Origin of the sequence: Sphingomonas sp. Leaf67 (assembly GCF_001421965.1) — a bacterium.
GTDB lineage: Bacteria > Pseudomonadota > Alphaproteobacteria > Sphingomonadales > Sphingomonadaceae > Sphingomonas.
This window is the reverse complement of the sequence record NZ_LMLP01000021.1, coordinates 56,399-71,097: the sequence shown is the minus strand read 5'-3', so window position 1 is coordinate 71,097 and position 14,699 is coordinate 56,399. Positions and strand designations below refer to the sequence as shown.

The window sequence follows — 14,699 nt, the reverse complement described above, 5'->3', positions numbered from 1 at the left end:
ATCGGACGGATGTCAAAGAGCAGGCGCACGACACGCACCGGCGATCCTGCCGCCGGGACGGCCTGTAGGAAAGCGTTATCGCAGCACCCGCCGGACCAGCGCGCCGCAATCGGCGTTGCCGGCGCGCGGGGTGTCGTCGCCGCCGATCGCGCGGCCGATCATGCGCAGGATGCCGCCCGCGCTCTTCACGCCGGGCGGGATGCGGATGTCGGGGCTCTGGATACGGCCGCCGATGCGGACCGGCTGGTCGAGGTGGAGCAGCGTGCGTTGCTTGGGGCTACCGGTCAGCGCGATCGACAGGCGTTCGTCGGACAGGCGCACCACCCCCTGCCCCCGCGTCTGCGCGCGCGAGGTGTCGATCAGCATCGGGTCGATCCGGCCGATGCCATTGGTGACGTTTAGCCGTAGTCCGAGACAGCGCAGCCGGGCGCGGGCATCGTCGTCGGTGGTCAGCCCGCGTGCGACATCGGCACCGAGCAGCGACGCCATCTTCGCCGGAAGGGTCCCGCCCGCCGCCGCGAAGCCGATCATGCCGTCCGACCGCCCGATCGCCTCGCGGATCGTGTCGCCGCTACCGACCAGCTTCAGCTTTGCCCGCAAGGGGGCATCGACCGGCGCGCCGCCGGCAAAGGTCGAGATGCGCGAATCGACCAGCTTCAGGTCGAAGGTGGCGCGGGGCGTCGTCCGTTCGCGCTGGTCGACGATCACCTGCCCGGTAATCCGCCCCTGCGCCAGCCGCACCGTCAGCGGCGCGACGGTCAGGCGGCGGTGGTCGATCGCCAGCACGGTATCGAGGCTGCGCAGGCCCGCCATGTCGAGCAGCCGGTCGACGCGGATCGCCAGCCGCCCGTCGAGATCGCCCATCTTGGCAAGGTTGATGCGGGTGCCGGGCACCACGCGCGGGCCGATGCGGCGTTCGATCGCGATGGCGCGGGCACGGCCTTCGTCGGTGGCGAGGTCGTCGAACGACAGGTCGGCGAAGCGCAGGCTGCCGTCGATCTTCGTCCGCTCGCCATCCTTGCCGATCGTCGCGTTCGCCGACGTCAGGCTCGACCGGCCGATCGTGCCCGACAGCCGTTCGATGACCCACGTCGGATCGTCGTGGCGGACGCGCGCGGTCAGCTTCACCGGCTGGGTCCCGAACAGACCGGCCTCGATCAGCGCGTCGAGCGTCTTGAGGTCGTTGGCGCGCGCGGTCAGGTCGACGGTCATGCGGTTGGTGCCGAGCGGGGAGGCCATGACCCCCTTCGCATCGACGGTGATGGTCGGGCCGTCGACCCGCGCCCGGAACGGCCATGGCCCGTCGCCGGTGATGGCCGGGCCGGTCAACGCGACCTGCACCGGGCGGTTGTCGATCGCGCCGTTCCCCTGCGCGCGAAAGCCCTTTGCATCGGATGCGACGGTGACGGCGAAGCGGCGGTTCTGCACCGCGTCGCGATAGTCGATCACGAGGTCGCGGATCGACAGGCTGGTGATCGCCGCCGCCGAACTTTTCTGCCCACGTTTGTCGGGTTGCCAGTTCTTGCGCCCGTCGCGGGTGCGGACCATCGCGACGCGCCCGCCATCGATCGCCAGCGCCTGAAGATCGAACCTGCCGCGCAGCATCGGCAGGACCTCGAACCGGAAATCGACGCGGTTCAGCCGGACCAGATCGCCCTGCCCCGCCCAGCTGGGCTGCGCGATGGTCAGGTCGCGGACGATCAGCGTGGGGGAAAAGGACAAGGCCTCGACCCGTTCGATCGTGCCGATCGACACGTCCGACCCGAACCGCTGCGCCAGCCGCGCGCTGACCCGGTCGCGCAGCACGCCCCAGGGGAAGGCGGCGAGGATCAGCAGGAGGAGGAGTGCGAGGCCGAGGATGCCGCCAAGGATGAACCGCCACGGGCGCGCGAGCCTGACCATTTTTGGATAAGTCGGAACGCGGGCGTTCGTTCCATGGGCGCAATGGAATTGCCGGGGTGAAGGTTGGTGGGCGAAGGGGTAAGGTCGCCGCTATCCCGATTGGCATCGAGAAGCGAGAAAGGTGGCCTGGGACGCCTACTTCCGCCCCAAGAGCAGTTCGGATGCCTTGGTGATCGTAAAAACCCCGTTTGCGCGCTCGAACGCCTCCGCCACGGCGTTGGCAAGCTTCTTGGGCACACCCGGCTCGTCGGCAAAAGGAAGGCTGGTAAGATAGCCGAGTAGGTCAACTGGATCGGTGACGCGGAGGAGATCTTCGTACCGAACGACATCGACGTAGGGAAACACGCGCTGCATCAGCGCAAGACCCTGCTCAGAGGATAGGGCTTCCGGGCGCGGATCGGGAGCGTTGCCGAACGGTGCCCGCGCCAACGCCGACAACTCCGCCATCGTGCCCGCCGAATTGAGAACGACCGCAACGGTGCCGTTCGCGCGAGTGATGCGTGCCATCTCCCGGAGGCCGGCAGCGGGGTCGGCGAGGTGATAGAGCATATGCACCGCGATCGTCGTATCGGCGCTAGCATCGACAATGGGTAACGCCACCGCATCAGCGACCGCGACTTCAACGTCTACCCACCGATGCAGGGCGTTGATGGAGGTACGGGCCGCCTGGACCATGCCCGTCGAAAGATCGAACAGGCGCAGCCTCAAGTCGACCGGAAGGGTTTGAGGCGCATTTGTCCAAAATGATCCCGCGCCGCATCCTACGTCTGCAACCGTTGCGCCTGCTGGTATTGGGATGTGTGCCGCCAGCCATTCAAACCAGTCACCCCGCCCGTAGCGATTATGCAGCACCGAACGGGCCTTGAGCCTATCAGGGAAGCGGTACTGCACATCACGTAGGTAGTTCTGCTCGCTATCCACCATGACGATCCCGACGACTATTCACGGTTCGACAATTGCGTGGTTCGCTCATGGGGTCAACGTGCGGCGGCCTTCCCGACTGGGAACCTGTGACGACAATCTGATCGCCCCAATCGCGCTGACAGACCCCTGCGGGTTCCGCTTTCCCAAAACCCGTTCCCGATTTGCAATTCCCCAAACTGCCAATTTCGACGGGGAAGCGGGAATGCGAATACTCCGTGCCGCCCCCTCAAAAATCGACCGCAATGCCCTTGTGCGTCCAGTCGCCATAGCGCGTCGGGCTCAATCCCAGCGGGTCGTCGGCGTCCGGTTTGGGCGGGATCGGTTCGGGGGTCGGCACCGGCGGCGATTTGGAGAGGTGCGCGGGTGGCTTCACATGCGGGGGTCGGGTGCCCATAGGAGACTCCTTCACGGTTCGTCAGGATGCACTTGGCGGACCAGCGACAGGAATCAAGTGATCGATCGACCAACTTCGCCGGAGCGCCGCTGAATGGCCCGCCCGCAACTCGCCCCCGAAGCGCCGGGCCTTGCCGCGCGCCGCGCCGCGCTGCGGCTGCTCGATGCCGTCATCCGGCGCGGACTGCCGCTGGAGGCCGCATTGGCGAAGGCCACGCAGGAACTCGACCGACGCGAGGATCGCGGCCTTGCCCATGCCATCGCGGCGGCGGTGCTGCGGCGGCTGCCCGATCTCGACGCGCTGATCGACAGCGCGACGCAGCGCCCCCTGCCCGACGATGCCAAGGCACGGTTCGTGCTGCGCATCGCGCTGGGGCAGGCGCTGGTGCTGAACACGCCGCCGCATGCCGCGATCGCGACGGTGCTGCCGCTGGTCGAGGGCGGTCCGCGCAAGCTGGTCCACGGGGTGTTCGGCACGCTGATGCGCGGCAATGCCCGGCTGCCCGACGCGGCGACGCTGCCCGCCGACACCGATGCCCGCTGGTGTGCGGCGTGGGGCGAGGACATGGTGATCGCCGCCGCGCACGCCATCGCACAGCAGCCGCCGGTCGACCTGTCGTTGAAAGGCGAGGCGGGGCCGGAGGGCACGACGCTGGCCCCGCACCACCGGCGGCTGCACGATGCGGGATCGATTCCCGACGTTCCCGGCTATGCCGAGGGCGAATGGTGGGTGCAGGATCTGGCGGCGTCGATCCCGGCGCGGCTGCTGGGAACCGGGCCGGGCACCGCGATCGACCTGTGCGCGGCACCGGGCGGCAAGACGCTGCAACTCGCCGCCGCCGGGTGGGATGTGACCGCGCTCGACAATTCGGAAAGCCGGATGGGGCGGTTGCGCGAGAATCTGCAGCGGACCGGGCTGACGGCGTCGGTCGTCACCGGTGATGCGCTGGTGTGGAAGCCGGGCGTGCCGGCGGACGCGGTGCTGCTCGACGCGCCGTGCAGCGCGACCGGCATCTTCCGCCGCCACCCCGATGTGCTGCACCGGGTGCGCCCGAGCGTGATCGCCGAAACGGCGGCGTTGCAGGCGCGGTTGCTGGCGCGCGCCGCCGACTGGGTGAAGCCGGGCGGGCGGCTGGTCTATGCGACCTGTTCGCTGGAGCCGGCCGAGGGCGAGGCGCAGCTGGCGCGGTTCCTGTCGGGGCGGAGCGACTATGCGGTCGAGCCGGCGAGCGCGGACGAACTGCCCGCCGGGGTTGCGCCGCACGCCGACGGCTATGTGCGGACGTTGCCGGGGATGCTGGCGGAACAGGGCGGGATGGACGGGTTCTTCATCGTGCGGTTGCGGCGGCGTTGAGGAACGGGGTTCGTGCGGTGTGCGAACCCCAAGCCTTGCCGCGACAATCAACCATGCTAGGACGAATTTCATGCAGCCCGTCCGTATCGCCCCGTCCATCCTGTCCGCCGATTTCGCCAAGCTGGGCGAGGAAGTCCGTGCCATCGACACGGCCGGGGCCGACTGGATCCATATCGACGTCATGGACGGGCATTTCGTCCCCAATCTGACGATCGGGCCGGCAGTGGTGAAGGCGCTGCGCCCGCATAGCCCCAAGCCGTTCGACGTCCACCTGATGGTATCGCCGGTCGATCCGCTGGTCGAAGCATTCGCCGAGGCCGGGGCCGACATCCTGTCGGTCCACCCGGAATCGGGGCCGCACCTCCACCGCACGCTGCAACGGATCAAGGCACTGGGCAAGCGCGCCGGCGTGGTGCTCAATCCCGGCACCCCGGTCGAGGTCGTCGATCAGGTGATCGATCTCACCGACCTGTTGCTGGTGATGAGCGTCAATCCGGGGTTCGGCGGGCAGAAGTTCATCGACAGCCAGTTGCGCAAGATCGAAGCGCTGCGGGCGCGAATCGATGCGACCGGCCGGCCGATCGATCTGCAGGTCGATGGCGGCATCGACCGCGCGACCGCGCCGAAGGCGATCGCGGCGGGGGCCGACTGCCTCGTCGCCGGCACTGCGACCTTTACCGGCGGGCCGACCGCCTATGCCGCGAACATCGCCGCATTGCGGGGCGCATGATCCCGCCCCAGCCGATCGACGAACCGCGCGACGGGATCGACGTCGGCAAACGGCTGGTCCGGCAGGGCGGGGGCACCGGGCTGTCGCTGTCCGAACGCATCGCCGAAAAGCTGCAACGGCTGGCATGGCGCACGCCGCTGCACGGGCTAAGGCTGAAGGGGCGGCATCCGCTCAAGCTGATCGCGATCGCCGATGATCCCTTCCTCGGCGATCTGGCGCGCGGACAGGCGCTGCTGGCGGGGCAGTTGATGTTCCGCGGCGAAAGCGTCCCGATCGACCGGCTGGGGCTCGACCGGCCGAAATTCTCGACGGCGTTTGCCGAGCATCTGCACGGCTTTGCGTGGCTGCGCGACCTGTCGAGCGTCGCGCCGCGGGTGACGGCGGTGCCGATCGCCGAGACGCTGATGCTGCAATGGCTGAACGCGCATGGCGACCGGGTGTCGGAACCGGCCTGGAGCGCGCACCTGACCGGGCGGCGGATGCTGTTCTGGATCGCGCACGCGCCGCTGATCCTGTCGTCGACCGACCTCGTCTATCGCTCGCGCGTGCTCAACACCATCGCCCGCGCCGCCCGGCATCTGGACGGTGAGGCGGGCAAGGCACCGGCGGGCATCCGCGCGATCACGGCATGGGCGGGGGTGGTCGCCGCCGGCCTCGTCATTCCGGGCGGCGATCCGCGGCGCGGCTTTGGCGAGAACGGCCTGGCGCGGGCGCTGACCACCGGCGTGTTCGACGATGGCGGCATCGTCAGCCGGTCGCCCGCCGACCAGCTCGACGTCGTGATGACGCTGACCGCTTTGCGCGAAATCTATGCCGCGCGGCGGCTCGATGTGCCCGAAGCGCAGCAACTGGCGCTGACCCGGATGGTCGCGGCGCTGCTGGGCGTGGCGCATGGCGAGGGTGGCCTTGCCTGCTGGCAGGGATCGGGGCCGGTCGATGGCGACCGCATCGCCGATGTCGTCGCCGCGACCGGCGTACGCACCCGGCCGCTGCGCCATGCCAGCGACTGGGGCTATCAGCGGCTGGCGGCGGGGCGCACCGTGCTGATCGTCGATTCCGCGCCGCCGCCGGTGGCGCGCGCCGCGCGCGAGGGATGTGCGTCGACGCTGGCGTTCGAACTGTCCGATCAGGGCCAGCGCATCGTGGTGAATTGCGGCGGGGCGGCGGCGGCGCTGCTCACCCTTTCGGCCGATCTGCGCCGTGCGCTGCGCACGACGGCGGCGCATTCGACACTGGTCCTCGACGACACCAATTCGACCGCGATCCATGCCGACGGATCGCTGGGCAAGGGCGTCGGCGTGGTCGACATGGCCCGGCAGGAAAGTGACGCGATCAGCCGGATCGAGGTCGCGCATGACGGCTATGCCAAGCGGCTGGGCTTCCAGCATCGCCGCGTGCTGACCCTGTCCGCCGACGGCCGCGACGTGCAGGGCGAGGACATGCTGATCCCGACCGGCCGGCGCGGGCGCAAGGGCGAGACGAGCTTCGTCGCGCGCTTTCATCTGGCCCCGGGGATCGAGATCGCCCCGACCCCCGACGGGCAGGCCGCATTCCTGCGCGTGCCCGACGGGCCGGTGTGGCAATTCCGCTGCAGAGGGGCGACGCTGGGCGTCGAGGAAAGCCTGTGGATCGACGAAAGCGGCCTGCCGGTCGCGACGTTCCAGCTGGTGCTGTCGGGCACGACGCCGCCGGGCGGGCATGACTTTTCATGGCGGTTTCACCGGGCGCGGTAGGGAGAGCTACCCCGGCGACGCCGCCGATCCGGCAAGCAACCCGCCATCGATATTGACCTCGGTCCCGGTGATATAGGTCGCTTCGTCCGATGCCAGCATCGCCGCCACTGCCGCGACCTCTTGTGGAAGGCCGAAGCGTTTGAGCGGCGTGTCGGCGACCAGTGCCGCCATCCGCGCCTCCCGGTCCGGCCCATCGCCCAGCATCGGTTCCCAGATCGGGGTCAGGATCGCCGCCGGATGGATCGAATTGCAGCGGATGCGCCATCCTTGTTGCGCACAATAGAGCGCGACGCTCTTGCTATGGTTGCGGATCGCCGCTTTCGACGACGCATAGGCTGCTGCGCCGGGAATGCCGACCAACCCCGATCGCGACGAGATATTGATGATCGACCCGCACCCCGCCACCTTCATGGCGCCGATCGCGTAGCGACAGCCGAGGAAGGTTCCGTCGAGGTTGACGCGGTGGACCGCTTGCCAATCCGCCAGCGACGCATGTTCTGGGTCGTGCGCGACCATCCCCCCTTCGAACCCGGTGACGCCGGCGTTGTTGACGACGACATCGACGGCGGGAACCTCGCGCGCCAACCGCCCCCAGTCCCCTTCCTCGCGAACGTCGAGGCGTAGGAAGCGACAGCCGATCGCATCGGCGGCGGCGCGGCCGGCGGCTTCGTCGATATCGGTCAGGACGACGTCGCCGCGCTCTTCATGGAAGCGCGTGGCAATGGCGTAGCCGATCCCGCGCGCAGCGCCGGTGACGACACAGATTTTCGATTGCAGACGTTGCATGGGGTATTCCGGTGATGGAGGGTCATGGGCAGCATCTCGCCGCCGATCGTGTCGCACTCAGCGGAACTGCTGGACCATCTTCCGTACTCCGGTTCGTATGGCACGGACCCTACCCCTTCCACCCAAAGGTCGCAACCCGCGCCCCCTTGCCCCGCCGCGCCATTCGCGCGAAAGGGCGCGCCCATGGATCATGTCATCGCACAGCGCGCGCTCCTTTCGGTTTCCGACAAGAGCGGCATCGTCGACCTCGCCACCGCGCTCAGCCGCCATGGTGTCGAACTGGTGTCCACCGGCGGGACCGCCGCCGCGCTGCGCGATGCGGGCCTCACCGTCCGCGACATTTCCGACCTGACCGGCTTTCCCGAAATGATGGACGGCCGGGTCAAGACGCTGCACCCGATCGTCCATGGCGGGTTGCTGGCGGTGCGCGACAATGCCGAGCATGTCGCATCGATGCAGGAACATGGCATCGGCGCGATCGATATCGTCGTCGTCAATCTCTATCCGTTCGAAGCGACCGTGGCCAAGGGCGCCGACCGCGACACGATCATCGAGAATATCGATATCGGCGGTCCTTCGATGGTGCGGTCGGCCGCGAAGAACCATGATGCGGTCGCGATCGTCACCGATCCCGCCGACTATGCCGCGCTGATCGCCGAACTGGACGCGAACGGCGGCACCAGCCTCGCCACGCGTCGCCGGTTCGCCGCGAAAGCCTATGCCGCGACCGCCGCCTATGACTCGGCGATCGCGCAGTGGTTCGCCTTCGCCGATCAGGGACAGGCATTTCCCGACACGCTCCCCCTCGCCTTCACCCGTGGCGCAGAACTGCGCTATGGCGAGAACCCGCACCAGTCGGCCTCGCTCTATATCCCGCGCGGGCCGGCTGCGCGCGGTATCGCCCAAGCCGAACAGGTGCAGGGCAAGGCGCTGAGCTACAACAACTATAACGACGCCGATGCGGCGCTGGAGCTGGTCAGCGAATTCCGCGACGGCCCGCCGACCGTGGTTATCGTCAAGCATGCCAATCCGTGTGGCGTGGCGACCGGCAACACGCTGATCGAGGCGTATCAGGCGGCGCTTGCCTGCGACAGCGTGTCGGCGTTCGGCGGGATCATCGCCGTCAATCGCCCGCTGGACGGCGAGACCGCGCGCGCGATCAGCGGCATCTTCACCGAAGTCGTCGCCGCCCCCGACGCCGATGACGAGGCCAAGGCGGTGTTCGCCGCCAAGAAGAATCTCCGCCTGCTGCTGACCGGCGAGCTGCCCGATCCGGCGCGCGGCGGGCTGACCGTCAAGACGATAGCCGGCGGGCTGCTGGTCCAGTCGCGCGATGCCGGCAATCTCGATCAGGTCGAGCTGAAGGTCGTGACCAAGCGTCAGCCGACGACACAGGAACTGGCCGATTGCCGCTTCGCATGGACCGTCGCCAAGCACGTCAAGTCGAACGCGATCGTCTATGCCCGGGGCGGCAGCACCGCAGGGATCGGCGCGGGACAGATGAACCGGCTGGAATCGGCGCGCATCGCCGCGTGGAAGGCGAAGGACGCCGCCGACAAGGCCGGTTGGTCACAAGCGCGGACGATCGGTTCGGCGGTGGCGTCGGATGCGTTCTTCCCGTTTGCCGACGGGCTGCTGGCGGCGGTCGAGGCGGGTGCGACGGCGGTGATCCAGCCGGGCGGATCGATCCGCGACGAAGAGGTCATCGCGGCCGCAGACGACGCGGGGCTGGCGATGGTGTTTACGGGGATGCGCCACTTCCGGCATTGATAGGCGCCCCCTTCTCTCGGAGGGGAGAAGGGGGTTTGCTCGGCGGCCCCCAACCGGTACGAACGCGCCATGCCGTTGTTTCGCGATACCGCCTACGCCGCCTTCCTGTTCGATATGGACGGGACGCTGCTCGATTCCTCTGCGGCGGTCGAACGCGTCTGGCGGCGCTGGTGCGATCGGCATGGGATCGATGCCGAAGCGCTGATCGCGGTGTGTCATGGGGTCCGGGGCGAGGATACGGTGCGGCGCTTTGCCACGCCGGGCATGGATGTCGATGCCGAGGCCGCATGGCTGAATGCCGCCGAGCTCGAAGACGTCGATGGCGTCGTGCCGATCGCGGGCATCCACGACCTGATCGCCGGCCTTGCCCCCGATGACTGGGCGATCGTCACCTCCGCGCCGCGCAACCTTGCCGAGATACGCTTGCAGGCGATCGGGCTGCCGGTGCCGGCAGTGTTCGTTACTGCCGAGGATGTGACGAGGGGCAAACCCGATCCGCAGGGCTTCCGCCTCGCCGCCGACCGGCTGGGCGTCGCGATCGGCGAATGTCTGGTGTTCGAGGATTCGCCCGCCGGCGTGGCGGCGGGCAAGGCGGCAGGGGCGGCGGTCGCGATCGTCGGACCGCGCGTACCGGCCGAGGAGGGACGCTACGCCATTGCCGACTATTGCTGAATTGACGATCGGTCGCCGGACGCTGCTGGCGGCGATGGGTGCTGCCCCGTGCGGCACTGGCGGCCAATCCGCCGATCCCCGGCTGGTATGCCGATCCCGAAATCTGCATCTTCGGGAACCGCTACTGGATTTATCAGGCCGAGGTTGCTGACGAAGCGGTAAGCGTATCCCCGCTCGCGCGGAGATATGGGTGGCGACAGCGTTACCCGTGCACGGCGACGATCGCCGATACCACCGTCTGGATCAGCTGCTGGCGTTCCTGCACCGGCCGGGCCGTGTCGCCGATCATCACCGCCACGGCATAGGATTTGCCGTCGGGCGCAGTCAGGATGCCGACGTCATTGAAGCCGGCGGTGCGCCCGCCCAGATCCTGTCCGGTCCCGGTCTTGTGCGCGACGCTCCACCCGGTGGGCAACGCCGCGCGAAGGCGGGCGCGGCCGGTGCGGGTATGGCTCATCGTGTCGAGCAACCAGCTGGTCGATTGCGGCGTCAGCAACATGCCGTGGCGCAACCGTGCCAGCGCATCGGCGATCGCCCCTGCCCCCGCGCCATCGGGCGGATCGGCGACATAGGCCTGATAGGCGGCGCGACGGACATTGGGGTCGAGCTGCGACCGCGCCTGCGCAAAGGCGTTGCCCTGCGAATATTCTTGTTTCCACGGCAGCCCGGCGGTCTTCGCCTGCAACAGCCGCTCGCCCGGCCCGAAGCGGATATTGCCGAGGCCGCGGCTGGCGATGAAGTCGCGCACCGCCACCGGTCCGCCGGCAAGGTTGAGCAGCTTGTCGTTGGCGGTATTGTCGCTGAGCGTCAGCGCGCGGCGCAGCAGATCGCCGACCGTCGTGCGGAACACGCCGTCCTTCATCAGATACGCGATCGGCTGGTGAAACAACGTCAGGTCGCTGCGGGTGATGGTGACCGGGGTGGCCAGCGCCAGCTTGCCTTCGTCGATCGCGTTCATCGTGGTCAGCGCGACCCACAGCTTGCTGACCGATTGCTGCGGCATGCGCTGATCCATCGCATGGCCGACGACCCAGCCCTCATCGATGCTGCGCACCGCGATCCCGACCCGGCCCTGAAACCCGCCGCCCAGCGCATTGATCGTCGCGACCAGCGCCGGAGGCGCGGGGCGCGTCGGTGCGGGCAGCGGCACCGGCACCGCCGCTTTCGGCACGGCCGCCTGCGCCGCGGGCGGCAAGGTCCGCGTCGCCAGACCCACGCCGCCGAGCGCCATCAGTCCCATCACCAGCGCCGCTTGTTGCGGCCGGACTTTCTTCAGCATCTGCACGATCTTCTCACCCCGTCCTGCGCCGACCATGCTGCGAGGGCGATTAACATTACAAGACGTTGTTGCCGCCTTGCGACGAATCTCCCCGCACAGACGACGAATGGCGGAAACCCATGCCGTAGCGTCAGGGGACAAGGATCGTGTCGACCGCTTGCGGCCCCGTTTCGGGATAATCGAGCGTGTAGTGCAACCCGCGGCTCTCCTTGCGGTGCAGCGCGGACCGGACGATCAGGTCGGCCGATTGCAGCAGGTTGCGCAACTCGATCAGGTCGGGGGTGACGCGGAAATGGCCGTAATAGTCGGCGACTTCCTCGTTCAGCATCGCGATGCGGTGGCGGGCGCGCTCCAGCCGCTTGGTCGACCGGACGATGCCGACATAATTCCACATGAACCGGCGGATTTCGGTCCAGTTCTGCTTGATGACGACCTCTTCGTCCGAATCGGTCACGCGGCTTTCGTCCCATGGGCGGATCGCGGGCGGCGGGGGCAATGCGTCCCAGCGTTCGGCGATGTCGCGCGCCGCCGCCTCGCCGAACACGAAGCATTCGAGCAGCGAGTTGGACGCGAGCCGGTTGGCACCATGCAGCCCCGATTGCGACACCTCGCCCACCGCATACAGGCCGGGCAGGTCGGTGCGCCCGTCGCGATCGATCACCACCCCGCCACAGGTATAATGCTGCGCCGGCACCACCGGGATCGGCTGGCGCGTCATGTCGATGCCGAGGCCGAGCAGCTTTTCATGGATGTTGGGGAAATGGCCGCGCACGAATTCGGGGTCCATGTGGCTGATATCCAGATGGACGTAATCCAGCCCGAACCGCTTGATCTCGGCATCGATCGCCCGGGCGACGATGTCGCGCGGCGCGAGTTCGGCGCGCGGATCGTAATAGGGCATGAAGTTCTTGCCGGTGGTCGGGTTGATCAGCTTCCCGCCCTCGCCGCGCACCGCCTCGGTGATCAGGAAGTTCTTGACCTCCAGATTGTACAGGCAGGTCGGGTGGAACTGCATGAACTCCATGTTCGACACGCGGCATCCCGCCCGCCACGCCATGGCGATGCCGTCGCCGGTCGCGCCGCGCGGCGCGGTGCTGAACAGATAGGTCCGCCCCGCCCCGCCGGTCGCGAGGATCGTCGCACGCGCGGTGTAGAGCTCGACCCGGTCGGTGGCGCGGTTGAAGGCATAGACGCCCCACACATTGCCCGCCCCCGAATAGCGCTGCTCATGGCGACTGGTCGCCAGATCGACCGCGACCATATCGGGCAGCAGGGTGATGTTGGCATGCGCCCGCGCCGCCCGGATCAGCGCCTCCTGCACCGCCCAGCCGGTGGCGTCGTCGACATGGACGATCCGCCGGTGCGAATGGCCGCCCTCACGCGTCAGGTGCAGCGCCTCGCCATCCATGTTGAACGGCACGCCCAGCGCGGCGAGCCGTTCGATGGCGGCGGGTGCCCCCTCGACCACGAACTCGACCGCCGCACGGTCGTTGAGCCCGGCACCGGCAACCATCGTATCCTCGACATGGTTTTCGAACGTATCGCCGGGTTCGAACACCGCCGCGATCCCGCCCTGCGCCCACGCGGTCGACCCTTCGTTCAACGCGCCTTTCGCCAGCACGGTGACGCGGAACCGCTCGGCCAGATGCAGCGCGGCGGTCAGGCCGGCGGCGCCCGATCCGATGATGAGGATGTCGGTCTGGGCAGGGTCGTGGGACAAGGGGCACTCCGATCGGCTTGGTGCGCGACTATGCGGGTTCGGGGCGGTGTGACAAGGTTGGATGCGGTGGTGAGGAGGGTGCGTCGACGCAGCGCCGGCCGGACGACGCGAAAGTTAGCGTCCGAGGTCCGCGCGCACATGGTTCGGTGGTGGTCGCCGGCGAACGCCGTCGCCCGTCGCAACTGAACACGAGCGGACCGGATATCAGCGCAGTTCGAACGGAATGCGGACGAAGCCCTTCACCTGCGCAGGCCGACCGTCGACGATCGTCGGCGACCAGCGCCAGCGGCGCACCGCGCCCAGCGCCGCCTTGTCGAGGCGATCGGGTTCGCGACTGGCTGGGCCAGACCAGCGGATAGAAGGTCCGCTCAGCCAAGATATGAAGGCCGCCGGATGATCGGTAGCAAAGACCCCGTAACGGGCACTTCACGCATCGATCCGGCTCGCCAACTGGGCTGCTTATTCATGCGAAAATCGTACGTTGTTCAACCATTTCCAGCTGCCCTATCATACGATGCGACAAGCCTCTTCAACCTCGCTAAGGGTTTGAAAACGCCGTCAGGAGGATTGTGATCATGGAAGACGGCTTTGCCGCATTGTCGAAGATCGTAGGTGAGCGCGAGCGCGAGATCGTTGCGCGCTGGCGCGAGTTACTGGCCATGTCCGCCGGTGGCGCAGGCCGGATCAAGGATGCGGAAGTCGAGAAACAGTGCCGCGATTTCCTGTCTGCCTTTGCCGATGGTTTGCGTGCGGGGGCGACGGCGGCGAGCGACCCCGCATTCGCGCCTGCCCGACAATTGCTGGACGGCGTATCCCGATCGCGTGCCAATCAGGGCTTCACGCCGACCGAAACGGCGACGTTCGTGTTCTCGCTGAAGGAGCCGCTGTTCGAGCAGGTGCGCGTCAGATTTCCGGACGACGCCGCCCGCGTCGCGGGTATCGGTTGGGAAATGACCAGGATTCTGGATCAGCTCGGCCTGTACACGATGGAAGTCTACCAACGCAGCCGCGAGGAGGTTGTACGCCGGCAGCAGGAGGAGATCGCAGAGCTGTCGACCCCGGTGGTCAAGCTATGGGAAGGAATCCTTGCCCTGCCGCTGATCGGTACGCTCGATTCCGCACGCACCCAGGTGGTGATGGAGAACCTGCTGCAGGCGATAGTCGACCAGAGCGCCGATCTCGCCATCATCGACATCACCGGCGTGCCGACGGTGGACACGCTCGTCGCGCAACATCTGCTCAAGACGATCGCCGCCGCGCGCCTAATGGGTGCGGACTGCATTGTGTCGGGCATTCGTCCCCAGATCGCACAGACGATGGTGCATCTGGGCGTCGAACTCGACGTGGTGTCGAAGGCCACGCTCGCCGACGCCCTGGCGCTCGCGTTTCAGCGCACGGGGCGGTCGGTCGTCCGCAAGGTCGCGTCGAAGGGCTGA

General features: G+C 67.9%; 13 protein-coding genes. 6 read left to right on the top strand and 7 right to left on the bottom strand.

The features are described from left to right. Positions 1–75: 75 nt before the first annotated feature. From ASE90_RS12505 to ASE90_RS19250, 3 genes are all read right to left on the bottom strand, one after another. Positions 76–1,902 carry an AsmA family protein gene (locus ASE90_RS12505; RefSeq protein WP_056001076.1) on the bottom strand — a complete coding sequence of 609 codons (1,827 nt, stop codon included), beginning with the start codon at positions 1,900–1,902 and terminating at the stop codon, positions 76–78. A 135-nt stretch (positions 1,903–2,037) separates the two neighbouring features. Beyond that, complete coding sequence (locus ASE90_RS12500; protein ID WP_056001073.1) at positions 2,038–2,826, bottom strand: class I SAM-dependent methyltransferase; 789 nt, start codon at positions 2,824–2,826, stop codon at positions 2,038–2,040. Between the two features lie 226 nt (positions 2,827–3,052). Then, on the bottom strand, positions 3,053–3,220 hold the full coding sequence (locus ASE90_RS19250; protein WP_082449783.1) for a DUF1674 domain-containing protein: 168 nt from the start codon (positions 3,218–3,220) through the stop codon (positions 3,053–3,055). A gap of 93 nt (positions 3,221–3,313) precedes the next feature. On the opposite strand from ASE90_RS19250, the gene ASE90_RS12495 reads away from it, so the two are divergent. The 3 genes from ASE90_RS12495 to ASE90_RS12485 all read left to right on the top strand — a co-directional run bounded on the left by ASE90_RS12495 (position 3,314) and on the right by ASE90_RS12485 (position 7,036). Next, positions 3,314–4,573 (top strand): RsmB/NOP family class I SAM-dependent RNA methyltransferase, encoded by a 1,260-nt coding sequence (locus ASE90_RS12495; RefSeq protein ID WP_056001069.1) that lies wholly within the window; start codon positions 3,314–3,316, stop codon positions 4,571–4,573. Positions 4,574–4,643: 70 nt separating this feature from the next. Beyond that, a complete protein-coding gene (gene rpe, locus ASE90_RS12490) occupies positions 4,644–5,303 on the top strand; it encodes a ribulose-phosphate 3-epimerase (RefSeq protein WP_056001066.1) in 660 nt (219 codons plus the stop codon). After that, complete coding sequence (locus tag ASE90_RS12485; protein ID WP_056001063.1) at positions 5,300–7,036, top strand: heparinase II/III domain-containing protein; 1,737 nt, start codon at positions 5,300–5,302, stop codon at positions 7,034–7,036. Before rpe ends, ASE90_RS12485 begins: the two co-directional genes overlap by 4 nt. Positions 7,037–7,042: 6 nt before the next feature. Here the strand turns inward: ASE90_RS12485 and ASE90_RS12480 are convergent, their stop codons facing one another. Next, positions 7,043–7,822, bottom strand: coding sequence for an SDR family oxidoreductase (locus tag ASE90_RS12480; protein ID WP_056001060.1), 780 nt, complete (start codon positions 7,820–7,822; stop codon positions 7,043–7,045). A 183-nt stretch (positions 7,823–8,005) separates the two neighbouring features. Here ASE90_RS12480 and purH point away from each other — a divergent pair, with 183 nt between their 5' ends. Next, the gene (purH, locus tag ASE90_RS12475; RefSeq protein ID WP_056001057.1) at positions 8,006–9,592 is read left to right on the top strand and encodes a bifunctional phosphoribosylaminoimidazolecarboxamide formyltransferase/IMP cyclohydrolase; all 1,587 of its coding nucleotides are present in this window, start codon (positions 8,006–8,008) and stop codon (positions 9,590–9,592) included. A gap of 69 nt (positions 9,593–9,661) precedes the next feature. Beyond that, positions 9,662–10,264 carry an HAD-IA family hydrolase gene (locus ASE90_RS12470; protein WP_082449782.1) on the top strand — a complete coding sequence of 201 codons (603 nt, stop codon included), beginning with the start codon at positions 9,662–9,664 and terminating at the stop codon, positions 10,262–10,264. A gap of 202 nt (positions 10,265–10,466) precedes the next feature. Here ASE90_RS12470 and ASE90_RS12465 read toward each other — a convergent pair whose 3' ends face one another. The 3 genes from ASE90_RS12465 to ASE90_RS19240 all read right to left on the bottom strand — a co-directional run bounded on the left by ASE90_RS12465 (position 10,467) and on the right by ASE90_RS19240 (position 13,620). Continuing rightward, complete coding sequence (locus tag ASE90_RS12465; protein ID WP_056001054.1) at positions 10,467–11,579, bottom strand: serine hydrolase; 1,113 nt, start codon at positions 11,577–11,579, stop codon at positions 10,467–10,469. A 94-nt stretch (positions 11,580–11,673) separates the two neighbouring features. Beyond that, on the bottom strand, positions 11,674–13,263 hold the full coding sequence (gene nadB, locus ASE90_RS12460) for an L-aspartate oxidase (RefSeq protein WP_056001051.1): 1,590 nt from the start codon (positions 13,261–13,263) through the stop codon (positions 11,674–11,676). A 204-nt stretch (positions 13,264–13,467) separates the two neighbouring features. Continuing rightward, entirely contained in the window at positions 13,468–13,620 is a 153-nt protein-coding gene (locus ASE90_RS19240) for an energy transducer TonB (RefSeq protein ID WP_321163790.1), read from the bottom strand. A 218-nt stretch (positions 13,621–13,838) separates the two neighbouring features. Here ASE90_RS19240 and ASE90_RS12455 point away from each other — a divergent pair, with 218 nt between their 5' ends. Beyond that, entirely contained in the window at positions 13,839–14,699 is an 861-nt protein-coding gene (locus ASE90_RS12455; protein WP_056001047.1) for an STAS domain-containing protein, read from the top strand.